The sequence below is a fragment of the Streptomyces sp. NPDC096012 genome (assembly GCF_040426375.1).
Lineage (GTDB): Bacteria > Actinomycetota > Actinomycetes > Streptomycetales > Streptomycetaceae > Streptomyces.
This window is the reverse complement of the sequence record NZ_JBEOTD010000027.1, coordinates 111,746-122,481: the sequence shown is the minus strand read 5'-3', so window position 1 is coordinate 122,481 and position 10,736 is coordinate 111,746. Positions and strand designations below refer to the sequence as shown.

Here is a 10,736-nt window from a genome sequence, read left to right as displayed (position 1 = left end):
GACTACTGGTCCTCCGGCGTGGGCGGTCTGGACGTGCACTACTCGTCCGGCGTCGCCAACCACTTCTTCTACCTGCTGTCCGAGGGCAGCGGCGCCAAGACGATCAACGGGGTCGCCTACGACTCCCCGACCCAGGACGGTTCCAAGGTCACCGGCATCGGCCGGGACAAGGCGCTGCAGATCTGGTACAAGGCGCTGACGACGTACTTCACCTCGACGACCGACTATGCGGGTGCCCGCGCCGGCACCCTCAAGGCGGCAGCCGACCTGTACGGCGCCGACAGCGCCGAATCCAAGGCGGTCGCGGCAGCGTGGTCCGGGGTCAACGTCGGCTGAACGCGCTCGGTCGGAGGGCGGCACCCGGGCTCGTGTCCGGGTGCCGCTCCACCCGCGCCGCCCCTGCCCTCGCCGGGGCAGCACACCGGCATACGCCCTGCCCCTCGCATTCCGTGGCGCCTCGCTCGCACCACGTCACTTCCGACGCGGCGGTACTCACCGGTCGCGCGGAGGGAACTGGGCCAGCTGGTCCTTGACCCAGGGGTCGAACACGGCAAGCCGGTTCTTGGACGAGGGGTAGAACGTCGCCAGCTGGTCCTCGATCCATCGGTCCGTGGCCTGCCGGGCCGTGTGGTGACGGTCCGCGTGATGGCAGGTGCCGACCTGTGCCGGGAGGTGCTCGGCGGCGTGGGGAGTGGCCGCCATCGCCGAGCTGCCGCCGAACAGGACGGCGCCCGCGGTCATCGTGGCGCAAACGCCTGCCATCGCCGTGCGGGACGTCAGCCTCATGATGCTCTCCTCTGCGCTTGACCTCTGCGTGTGACGGGCCGTTTCTGCGGCTGCGAACGGGTCATCGCGCGACGCGTGCCCCGCGGCCGCAGCACGGCGGCCCTGGACGGCGCGCCTACCCGCTCACACTCCTCCCACACAGCTCCTCCTTCACGGAAGACGGAGCCGGCTGCGGGGGCGAGAGGCCGCTGCCGTGGTGCGGGGCCACGGGTGCCGCGACCCGGCGTACGAGGGCGGCGGCGGTTCGGCGCCGGGCCGGGAATCGCGTCGCCTGGGCGCGGTACCGCTCGCGCGGCGATGTCGTGTCCGGTTCCGTCACCGACCTGCCACCTCTCGCACTCTCGCCTCAGCCGCCCAGGGTGTGCCGGCCCGGACCCGCACGAGCGGTGAACGCTCGGCAGGGCTCACCCTGCCCCAGGCCCTCCGCGCCCCACATCAGCCCGGCGCCGCTGCCGGCGCCGGGCTGATGTGGGCACGCGGCCCCGGAGTCGAGCGAGTCCGGCGAGTCGGCGGCCGTGGCCCGTAAGCCGCCGGACCCTACTTCGGGTCGCGGTCGAACAGGGACCTGGACCAGGCATAGCCGAGCACGGACAGCCCCACGCACCAGGCCACGGCGAGCCACGCGTTGTCGCCGATCCCGCTGCCGAGCAGGAGTCCCCGCAGCGTCTCGATGGCCGGGGTGAACGGCTGGTACTCGGCGACGGGCCGGAACCAGCCCGGCATCGCGTCGACCGGGACGAAGGCGCTGGAGAGGAGCGGCAGGACCATCAGGGGCATGGCGTTGTTGCTGGCGGCCTCGGCGTTCGGGCTGGACAGCCCCATCCCGACCGCGATCCAGGTGAGCGCGAGGGAGACAAGGGCCAGCAGCCCAACCGCCAGGACCCACTCCAGGAGAGTGGCGTCGGTGGACCGGAAGCCGATCGCCACGGCGACGGCCCCGACGAGCACCACGCTCATCACGCACTGCAGGACGCTGCCGACGACATGCCCGACGAGGACCGAACCGCGGTGGATCGCCATCGTGCGGAAGCGGGCGATGATGCCCTCGGTCATGTCGTTGGAGACGGAGATCGCGCTGCCGATCGTGGTGCCGCCGATGGTCAGCATCAATATGCCCGGGACCACATACGCGAGGTACTCGGACCGGTCGGGGTCGCCGCCGATGCCGGCGCTCATCACGTCGCCGAAGACGTAGACGAAGAGCAGGAGCAGCATGACCGGCGTGAGCAGCAGGTTCAGGGTCATGGACGGATAGCGCCGTGCATGCAGCAGATTGCGGCGCAGCATCGTGGACGAGTCGCGCAAGGTGTGGGAGAAGGAGCTCACCGGTCGGCCTCCTTGGGCTGGTCGGGGACGATGCCGGCGCTGCCGCCGGTCAGGGCGAAGAAGACGTCGTCGAGGTCGGGGGTGTGCACGGTCAGTTCGTCGGCCTCGACGCCGGCCGCGTCGAGCCGGTCGAGGATGGCGCGCAGTGCGCGCTGGCTGCCGTCGCTGGGGATCTGCAGGGCGAGGGACTCGTCGTCGCGGGTGGCCTCGCCGAGTGCGGAGGCGGCGTTCCGGTAGGTGGCCGGGTGGGTGAAGCGCAGCCGGACGTGTCCACCGGGGACGAGTCGTTTGAGTTCGTCGGCGGTGCCGTGGGCGGCGATCCTGCCGTCGTGGAGTACCGCGATGCGGTCGGCGAGTTCGTCGGCCTCGTCCAGGTACTGGGTGGTGAGGAAGACGGTGACGCCGCCGGTGACGAGTTCTCGGATGATCTGCCACATGTTGTGGCGGGACCGGGGATCGAGACCGGTGGTGGGTTCGTCGAGGAAGATGATCCGTGGGTCGCCGACCAGGGTCATGGCGATGTCGAGGCGGCGCTTCATGCCGCCGGAGTAGGTGGAGGCGGGTCTCTTCGCGGCCTCGGTGAGGTCGAACCGCTCCAGCAACTCGGCGCTGACCCGCCGTCCCTCGCGCTTGGGCAGGTGGTGCAGGTCCGCCATGAGGAACATGTTCTCCTCGCCGGTGATCAGGCCGTCGACGGCGGAGAACTGACCCGTGACACCGATCGCGGCCCGCACGGCCTGCGGCTCGGTGGCGAGGTCGTGGCCCGCCACCTGGACCTGCCCGGCGTCGGCGGTGATCAGGGTGGAAAGGATCTTGACGGCGGTGGTCTTTCCGGCACCGTTCGGGCCGAGCAGCGCGAACACGGATCCGGCCGGGATACGCAGGTCGATGCCGTCGAGGACGGTCTTGTCGCCGTACGACTTACGCAGACCGACGGCGCAGACGGCGGCCGGCGACGCGTGACCGTCGTCCCGCCTTTGCGTGAGCATGACAGATGAAGGCATGGGGCCCTCCGTACGAAGGCTGTGGTGGGTTGGTGGGCCGGGATGCGGCCGGTGGGTCGGGACGGACCCTGTGGGTCGGGACGGGCCCGGTGCGTGGATGGGCCCGGTGTGTCGGATCCGGGTGTGGCGGGCCGGTTCTGGGCCTGGCGGTCGGATCCGGGCCGGTGGGTCGGTTCTGGGCCCGGCGGTCGGATCCGGGCCCGGCGGTCGGATACGGGCCCGGCGGAAGATGTGGCTGTGGCGCTCAGGCTTTGGCGCGGCGGACGTCGATGTTGCCGTACCGGGTGCGGGCGCGGATCTTGACGGTCTCCTCGGTCGCCTCCGGGGTCTCCGACTCGGTGAGCGCGTTGCGTACCTGGCCGGAGCCGGAGCTGACGTCGAGCCAAGCGGCGGTGCCCTCGCGCACGCCGACCTCGATGGCGCCGTACGAGGTCTCCAACTGGGCGGTTCCGCGGGCCACTTCGCCCACCCGCAGGGTGCCATGGGCGGTGGTGGCGGTGACCGAGTCCTCGGCGCGCCGGATCTCGATGTCGCCGTTGGCGCCGCTCACCCGCAGTTCGCCGGTGGCGGCGCCGACGGTCGTGGTGCCGTGCGAGTTCTTCAGTACGGCGGGGCCGTCGACGAGGCCGACGCGCACGCTGCCGGAGCTGGTGGTGATCTCGGCCATGCCCTCGACCCGGTCCACGGTGATCGAGCCGTGCGACGCGGTCAGCTTCAGCGGGCCGGTCGTGTCGAGCCGTACGTCGCCGGACGAGGTCTTCACGCGGACCTCGCCGAGCCGGCCCTCGCCGAGTACCTGGGTCCAGGCACCGGCCACGTCGATGCGCGAGCCGGTGGGCAGTTCGACCGTCACGTCGACGGTGCCGGTCCGGCCGAACAGGTTCGGCTTGGGCGTCCTGAGAGTCAGTACGCCGCTCGCGTAGGTGATCTCCGTCTGGCCGGCCGCCCGCACGTCCTGGTCGCGCTTCGGGTCGCGGGGTCGCACCTCGACCACGGTGTCGAGGCGGTCGCTCGCGGTGAACTGGAGGGAACCGGCGTCCACGTGCGCCGTGGCCGAGATCGGTTCCGGAGTGTCGAAAGCAGGCATGGCTGTCCCGTCCTCTTGGCTCTGTGAATCGTCCCCGCTGGGTGGGACGTGGTGTGGGTGAAGTGGTGGGGGTGGGCGCGGTCAGCGCACCCAGCCCGTGAAGCTCTGTCCGACCGTCCGGGTCTTCTCGGTCGTACGCGGCCGGGTCCCACCGTCGACCGCGGCCGACACGGCACGCACCAGCCAGGCGTTGACCGACAGGCCCTCGCGGTTCGCGGCCTCCTCCGCCCGAGCCTTGAGGTGTGCGGGCAGGCGCAGGTTGACGCGGGCGGTGCCACCCTCGTCGCCGTCGGCCGGGGCCGGCGTCCTGAACGGTTCGACGGGGGTGGCCGGCTCCGCGCGGGAACCGCTGTCGGTGGGCGGCGGTGTCACCACGAAGTCGGGGTCGAGCCCGCGCAGCCGCACGTCGACCGAGCCGGGGGCGAGTTCGCGGGTGATCTCATCCATCGCGGCGGAGAGCACGTTGAGCATGGTCAGCCGGGCCGCCGACTCCAGGGGAGCGGTGAGCCTCTCGGCGAGCTCTCGGGCTTCGTCGCCGCCGGCTTCGGCAGCCACCGCGAGCTCGCGGCGGAGGGTGTCGACATAGGGGGTGAGATCCATAGCGCCAATATGGCACCACAGTGGTGCCATGCGCAAGCGTGAATGGCGCTTTCTTCGTGGCGGATTCAAGGACAGGTCATCCACCTGCGGAAACGTGGGCAGATCGCCATGGCTCAGTGCGGTGCCATGCGCGCGTGGGTGCTTTCGGGTGTGCACATGGCGCCGGGGGTGGCGCCACTTGGCACTACCTGGCGCGCTGTGGCATCAAGTGGCGTCACTCGGCGCCATCCGGTGCCAGTCGGAGTTGTCCCTTCGCCGTCGGCGCCATGAGGGTGCAGATCACCTGCTCGTGGTCCTGCGCGCCCGGGAGGCGGCCCCGACCCGCCGGGTACGGCGTGTCGTGCGGGGCCGGGCGCGGAGGAAGTCTCGGCCGGGCGAGAAGGTCGTCGAGGTCTTCGGTGAGGTGCCAGCCATCCGGGCGCGTGCTTGATGAGCCCTGATGTATCCAGAGCCGGGGAGCGAACGCCCGGAAAGCGGGCGCGGTGCGCCAGGTACGTCGGCCGTCCAGCTCGGTGAAGATGCCACTCCGTCACTCGGTAGGCCCATTCGGAACCGACCGGATACGAAGAGCTTGCGGACCGTACAGCCGCCGACTGCGTGCGCCCGGGCCGCCACACCGAGGTGGCCGTCCCGGTCACTGGACCGGCAATCGGTTGCTACTGAGGGTGAGTGCGGCCTGCCAATACAGGCGGAGCGGCCGAAGGAGGGGGAGACTTGGATCGCCGGGGCCTTGTACGGCTGCGGTCGGCACCACGACTCGGTGCCGTGGGAGATCAAGAAGGATCCACAGCAATGGCAACTGGCATCGTGAAGTGGTTCAACCCCGAAAAGGGCTTCGGCTTCATCCAGCAGGATGACGGCGGACCGGACGTATTCGTTCACTTCTCAGCAATCAGCGGCACCGGTTTCAAGGAGCTGAACGAAGGCGAGCGCGTCGAATACGACGTCACCCAGGGACCCAAGGGCCCCCAGGCGGAGAATGTTGCCAGGATCGCCTGACGGGCGGCTGGTTCCGTCCCGCCGGCCATGCTGGCGGGACACTCTTGCGTGACGTGCCCATCGCGTGACCGGCTGAATCGCAGGACGGCCGGGGGCGATGGCGAGGACGCCCGGGCAGCCCCTGAGGAGGTCCACGAGCACTGCCGTTCACGGCGCCGATGCTCGGGGCGCCGCGGGGCGTACCGGGCGTCCATCGGCAAGGTGCGAACGTCCGCGCCGCCGGAGGAGACCGTCCCCGGCGTCTACTGGTGTCCGCATCGGCGGCGGACGCTGCTGCGGCGTGGTGGGCGTGGTGGGCCATCACCGTCACGATGGCGGCCCCGTGACCATCAGAACCGGCCACGAATCCAGCAGCGAAGTCACCAGGAGCAATTACGGGCACCCACAGTGCAGTTCGTCGGTGCCATGAGGTCTCGAGCCCGTCGAGTCCGGCGCTGAACGTCTCACCGATGGCATCCCCACCGAAGGCCTTGACGCGGGCAGGACCCGCGAACTCAGCCTGATCCGCGCCGGCCACGGCACGCGGAGAGGCACGGATGCCGGCGGCCCGGCAGCCAAAGGCCGGAACCCAGTCGGGACTTCAGGCGGAACGAGTCGGCGCGGGCACGAGTCGCCGGTCAGCTGACCGAACGTGCGCCGGGATCGCTTCATGCCGGTGGAAGGCGACTTGGAGAGGCCAGGGCGGGGAAGGAGCCGCCCCGAAATTGGCTTGGCTCGCGAAACCGGCCCGCCCTAGGGTGAGATCACTTCGATGAGACGTTCTCCCGGAAGTACGCCGCGGAGTGAGAGCGTCCCACCTCGTTGAGGTGCCGGAGGGGCGGCAGCAGTCTTCGTCGACCCTTCCCTTCGGAGGTCTCCTTCATGAATGTCGGTATCGGCCTGCCCATCGGCGACCCCGGCGCACTGCTCACCTGGGCCCGGCGCGCCGAGGCCGGGCCCTTCAGCACGCTCGGCCTGCTCGACCGGCTCGTGTACGACAACCCGGAACCCCTCGTCGCCCTCGCCGTCCTCGCCGGCGCGACCTCCCGCATCCGCGTCCAGACCGAGGTGTTGCTCGCCCCGCTGCGCGACACCGCCCTCCTGGCCAAGCAGGCCGCCACCGTGGACCGGATGACCGGCGGCCGTCTGGTCCTCGGCCTCGGCATCGGCGGCCGGGACGACGACCACCAGGTCACGGGCATCGACAAGCGCACCCGAGGCAGACGCCTGGATGGGCAGATGGAGGTGATGCGCCGCCTGTGGTCCGGCCGGCCGTACGGTGACGGCGTCGGCCCGATCGGTCCCGCGCCCGCCCGGTCCGGCGGCCCCGAGGTGCTGTTCGGCGGCTTCCAGCCCGCCGCTCTCGAACGCGTGGCGCGCTGGGGCGATGGCTTCCTCGCCGCCGCAGCGCCCTCCTGGGCAGGCGGCCTGTTCGAGACGGTCCGCATGTTCTGGCAGGAGTACGGCCGCGACGGCCAACCGCGCATCGTCGCGCAGGTCAACGTCGCCCTCGGCCCGCGAGACGTGGTCGACGACGCCCGGACCCGCATGCACTCCTACTACGCTTTCACCGGCATGGCCGACCGGATGGTCGCCGGACTGCTCACCGCGCCGGGCGAGATCCGCGACGCGATCGCCGGCTTCGCCGACCTCGGCGCCGACGAGGTCATGCTCTACTGCTACGGCCTCGACCCGAACCAGGCAGACCGCCTCGCCGACCTCCTATGAGGACCTGCCGCGCTCGGGACAGCTCTGCCCCTGGGTGGTCGTTGGCCAGGGGCGGCATCCGACGGGGCCGTCCGCCGGTGGCCACGACCGGGGCGGCGGGGGAGTGGTGGGGCGACGGCGCATCCGCCGCCCTCGCGCCCCGAGCTCCGGGCGGCACCGTACTGTGGGACGAAGTGCCGGCGGTGCGCGCGGCCGGACAGGGGACGGCGGGGGAGCCATGAAGATCGAGGCTGTGGAGACCGGCAGGCTGAGCCTGGTACCGCTCGCTGTCGGGCACGCGGAGGAGATGGCCGACGTTCTCGCCGATCCCGCTCTCCACGAATTCACCGGCGGAGCCCCGTACTCCGCGCAGGCTCTGCGGGCACGGTACGCACGCCTGGTGGCCGGCTCGCCCGACCCCTCCCAGACGTGGTGGAACTGGGTCGTCCAGCTCCGGGCGGACAAAAGCCTGGCCGGGACGGTACAGGCGACGATCACCGCAGGGGACCGCGGTCACACGGCCGACGTCGCCTGGGTGATCGGAACCCGGTGGCAGGGACGGGGGATCGCCACGGAGGCGGCACGAGGACTGGTCGTCCGGCTGCAGGCGCAAGGCGTGCGGGCGATCCGTGCCCATATCCATCCGGCTCATCACGCATCCGCCGCAGTCGCCGCGGCGGCCGGCCTGGCTCCCACCGCTCACTGGCACGAAGGCGAGATCAGGTGGGAGCTCCTGACGCTGTGACGCGCGGGGCGGGCTGTGACCGGTCGGGGAGCGGTGGCCTTCCGCACCGGTGTGCCGGTGGCCGGGGCCAGCCCCCCAGGCACCGCCCGTCGATCCGGTCACGCTGATCGCGGACACAGCGGCGGCGTTCAGCGCGGAAGCACCCAGTCCGGCGTCCAGGTCCCGGCGGCGTCGTGGCCGGGCACGGTGCCGGCGAGGTGGCTGCGAAGGGTGGCCAGGGCCGGGTGGGGGTTGCCGCGGTGCCAGAGGAGCGAGTGCGGGTAGACGGGTGTCGGGTCCGTCACCGGGATGCGGCGCAGCCCGTGGCCGGCGGGCCAGACGAGACGGGTGTGCGCGCCCATGAAGGTGGCGAGGGCCGGGGTGTCGGCGACGGTGTCGAGGAGCGCGTCGGAGCCGAAGTTGGGGCCCGTCGCCTCGATGGTGACGCCGAACTCGGCGACCAGGTCGTCGTAGTAGGAAGCCCACTCGGTACCGGGGACGATGCCCGGCATCCAGATCCGGTGTCCGGCGAGCTGGGCGACGGTCACCGACCGGGCGCCCGCCAGGGCGTGGGCGGGGCCGGTGAGGAGCTGGAGCGGCTCGTCGAGCACCCGCACGGCCTCGACGTCCTCGGGAAGAGGCCGGCCGGGCACGCCGACGGCGCGGAACGATGCGTCGATCTCACCGGACCGGATGGCGGCGACGGCCGTCTCGATGTCGAACAGCATGACCACGTCGAGGTCGATCTCGGGGTGCGCGCGGTGGAAGGCGCGCATCAGGCCCGAAGCGGCGCCGCGCGAGGCGATGATGTCGACGCGCAGCGGTCGGCGCCCGGTGCGCACGGAAGAGACCGCGCGCTCGCCGACGCGCAGCAGTTCGCGCGCGTGGGGCAGGAACGCCTGCCCGTCGATGGTGAGCTCGGCGCCGCGCGGAGTGCGGGTGAACAGCCGCACACCGAGGTCGCGCTCCAGCGCGGCGATGCGCTTGGAGACGGCCTGCTGGGTGACCGCCAGCTCGGCGGCGGCCTCCCGGAACTGCCCCGCGTCGGCGGCGGCGACGAAGGTCCGGACGGTGTCGAGGTCCATGCCGACACCCTACGGCCACAACCTCTGGTTGTGGCCCAGGGTCCCGCGGTTGTTTGACCCACGGGTACGGCACTCGCTTTGATGGTGCTCGCTCTGTGTCGGTGGTCGCGGATCGGTTGTACGCGTGAGAGGCGAGGGGTATCGGGAATGGGGAGTACGCACCGGCCGGGACGTCTGCTCGGACATCGGCTGGGGCGGCGGTTCGGGTGGCTCTGGGGCGCGTACGGGACCAGCGCGCTCGGCACGTGGCTCGCCTTCGGCGCGTTCCCGCTGATCGCCATCCGGGTCCTGCACGCCGGACCGGCCGAGGTCGCCGCGCTCTCCTCGGCGGGGGCCGCGGTGGGCGCGGCCGTGGCGGTGCCGCTCGGCCCGTGGACGGAGTTCCGCCGCAAGCGGCCCGTGCTGATCGCGATGGACCTGGTGCGGTTCGCGGCGCTGCTGACGATCCCCGCCGCGTTCGTGCTCGGCGTGCTCACCTTCCTTCAGCTGCTGCTGGTCTCGGTGGTCGTCGCGGCGGCCGACATCACCTTCCGCGCCGCCTCCGGCGCGTACCTGAAGACACTGCTTCCGGCCGGGGACCTGCTCGTCGCCAACGCCCGGTTCGAGTCCACGGCCTGGACGACCACGATCATCGGACCACCGCTGGGCGGCGCGGCGATCGGGCTGCTCGGTCCGGTGGCGACGGTGGTGGCCGACGCGGTCAGCTACCTGCTCTCGGCCCTGGGCATCCGCGCGATCGGCGGACCCGAGCCGCGGCCCGCGCGCCGGGAGACCGCGCGCGTGCGGGCCGGGGACCTGCTCGACGGGTGGCGGTACATCCTCGCCGACGTCACGCTGCGGCCGCTGTTCTTCCACACCGCCTTGTTCAACGGCCTGGTGATGGCCGCCGAGCCGCTGCTGGCCGTCCTGATGCTCGGCCGACTCGGGTTCGCACCGTGGCAGTACGGGCTCGCCTTCGCCGCGCCCTCGGTCGGCGGGCTGCTCGGTTCGCGGCTGGCCCGGCCACTCGCCACCCGGTTCGGGCAGCATCAGGTCCTGATCGCGGCCGGGACACTGCGCGCGCTCTGGCCCGTCGGCCTGGCCTTCCTCGGGCCGGGCACCGGAGGGCTGCTGACGGTGATGGGCGTCGAGCTCGGGCTCATCTTCTGCTGCGGGGTCTTCAACCCCGTGTACGCCACCTACCGCCTGGAACGCACCGCGACCGACCGGGTCGCCCGCACGCTGTCCGCCTGGACGGTGACGACCAAGGCGTCGGCCGCGCTGCTGACGGCTGCCTGGGGCCTTCTGGGCGTCCTGCTCGGCCCACGTACGGCTATCGGCCTGGCCGGCGTGCTCGTACTGGCCACCCCTCTGCTGCTTCCCCGCCGCGCGGCACCCCTTCCCTCCGAGCCGAGGCCGGCACCGAGCCACGGCTGACGGTCCACGACAGCGAACGGATC

11 protein-coding genes are annotated in these 10,736 nt (G+C 71.7%); 5 read left to right on the top strand and 6 right to left on the bottom strand.

Going from position 1 to position 10,736, the window contains the following annotated elements; all coding sequences use genetic code 11:
* Positions 1 to 336 (top strand): M4 family metallopeptidase (locus ABVB68_RS24560; protein ID WP_353603275.1); only part of this gene is annotated, 336 nt, incomplete at its 5' end.
* 156 nt (positions 337 to 492) lie between these two features.
* On the opposite strand, the gene ABVB68_RS24555 is transcribed toward ABVB68_RS24560, so the two are convergent.
* From ABVB68_RS24555 to ABVB68_RS24535, 5 genes are all read right to left on the bottom strand, one after another.
* Positions 493 to 786, bottom strand: a complete 294-nt coding sequence (locus tag ABVB68_RS24555; RefSeq protein ID WP_353603274.1) for a hypothetical protein — start codon at positions 784 to 786, stop codon at positions 493 to 495.
* Positions 787 to 1,323: 537 nt separating this feature from the next.
* Positions 1,324 to 2,112, bottom strand: coding sequence for an ABC transporter permease (locus ABVB68_RS24550; protein ID WP_353603273.1), 789 nt, complete (start codon positions 2,110 to 2,112; stop codon positions 1,324 to 1,326).
* Positions 2,109 to 3,116: an ATP-binding cassette domain-containing protein gene (locus ABVB68_RS24545; RefSeq protein WP_503006227.1), complete on the bottom strand. Its 1,008-nt coding sequence runs from the start codon at positions 3,114 to 3,116 to the stop codon at positions 2,109 to 2,111. Before ABVB68_RS24545 ends, ABVB68_RS24550 begins: the two co-directional genes overlap by 4 nt.
* A gap of 244 nt (positions 3,117 to 3,360) precedes the next feature.
* Positions 3,361 to 4,203: a DUF4097 family beta strand repeat-containing protein gene (locus tag ABVB68_RS24540; protein WP_353603272.1), complete on the bottom strand. Its 843-nt coding sequence runs from the start codon at positions 4,201 to 4,203 to the stop codon at positions 3,361 to 3,363.
* Positions 4,204 to 4,284: 81 nt separating this feature from the next.
* Positions 4,285 to 4,803 (bottom strand): hypothetical protein, encoded by a 519-nt coding sequence (locus ABVB68_RS24535; RefSeq protein WP_353603271.1) that lies wholly within the window; start codon positions 4,801 to 4,803, stop codon positions 4,285 to 4,287.
* Between the two features lie 792 nt (positions 4,804 to 5,595).
* On the opposite strand from ABVB68_RS24535, the gene ABVB68_RS24530 reads away from it, so the two are divergent.
* The 3 genes from ABVB68_RS24530 (at position 5,596) to ABVB68_RS24520 (ending at position 8,233) form a co-directional block, all read left to right on the top strand.
* On the top strand, positions 5,596 to 5,802 hold the full coding sequence (locus ABVB68_RS24530; protein WP_353603270.1) for a cold-shock protein: 207 nt from the start codon (positions 5,596 to 5,598) through the stop codon (positions 5,800 to 5,802).
* A gap of 861 nt (positions 5,803 to 6,663) precedes the next feature.
* Entirely contained in the window at positions 6,664 to 7,509 is an 846-nt protein-coding gene (locus ABVB68_RS24525; protein WP_353603269.1) for an LLM class flavin-dependent oxidoreductase, read from the top strand.
* Between the two features lie 217 nt (positions 7,510 to 7,726).
* Positions 7,727 to 8,233 carry a GNAT family N-acetyltransferase gene (locus ABVB68_RS24520; protein WP_353603268.1) on the top strand — a complete coding sequence of 169 codons (507 nt, stop codon included), beginning with the start codon at positions 7,727 to 7,729 and terminating at the stop codon, positions 8,231 to 8,233.
* A 128-nt stretch (positions 8,234 to 8,361) separates the two neighbouring features.
* On the opposite strand, the gene ABVB68_RS24515 is transcribed toward ABVB68_RS24520, so the two are convergent.
* Complete coding sequence (locus tag ABVB68_RS24515; protein ID WP_353603267.1) at positions 8,362 to 9,297, bottom strand: LysR family transcriptional regulator; 936 nt, start codon at positions 9,295 to 9,297, stop codon at positions 8,362 to 8,364.
* Between the two features lie 147 nt (positions 9,298 to 9,444).
* On the opposite strand from ABVB68_RS24515, the gene ABVB68_RS24510 reads away from it, so the two are divergent.
* A complete protein-coding gene (locus tag ABVB68_RS24510; RefSeq protein WP_353603266.1) occupies positions 9,445 to 10,713 on the top strand; it encodes an MFS transporter in 1,269 nt (422 codons plus the stop codon).
* Positions 10,714 to 10,736: the final 23 nt, after the last annotated feature.

Bases quoted from the DNA above. Each gene is read 5' to 3' on its own strand.
- ABVB68_RS24555 (WP_353603274.1), bottom strand. From the start codon at position 786: ATGAGGCTGACGTCCCGCACGGCGATGGCAGGCGTTTGCGCCACGATG.
- ABVB68_RS24545 (WP_503006227.1), bottom strand. From the start codon at position 3,116: ATGCCTTCATCTGTCATGCTCACGCAAAGGCGGGACGACGGTCACGCG.
- ABVB68_RS24540 (WP_353603272.1), bottom strand. From the start codon at position 4,203: ATGCCTGCTTTCGACACTCCGGAACCGATCTCGGCCACGGCGCACGTG.
- ABVB68_RS24535 (WP_353603271.1), bottom strand. From the start codon at position 4,803: ATGGATCTCACCCCCTATGTCGACACCCTCCGCCGCGAGCTCGCGGTG.
- ABVB68_RS24530 (WP_353603270.1), top strand. From the start codon at position 5,596: ATGGCAACTGGCATCGTGAAGTGGTTCAACCCCGAAAAGGGCTTCGGC.
- ABVB68_RS24525 (WP_353603269.1), top strand. From the start codon at position 6,664: ATGAATGTCGGTATCGGCCTGCCCATCGGCGACCCCGGCGCACTGCTC.
- ABVB68_RS24520 (WP_353603268.1), top strand. From the start codon at position 7,727: ATGAAGATCGAGGCTGTGGAGACCGGCAGGCTGAGCCTGGTACCGCTC.
- ABVB68_RS24515 (WP_353603267.1), bottom strand. From the start codon at position 9,297: ATGGACCTCGACACCGTCCGGACCTTCGTCGCCGCCGCCGACGCGGGG.
- ABVB68_RS24510 (WP_353603266.1), top strand. From the start codon at position 9,445: ATGGGGAGTACGCACCGGCCGGGACGTCTGCTCGGACATCGGCTGGGG.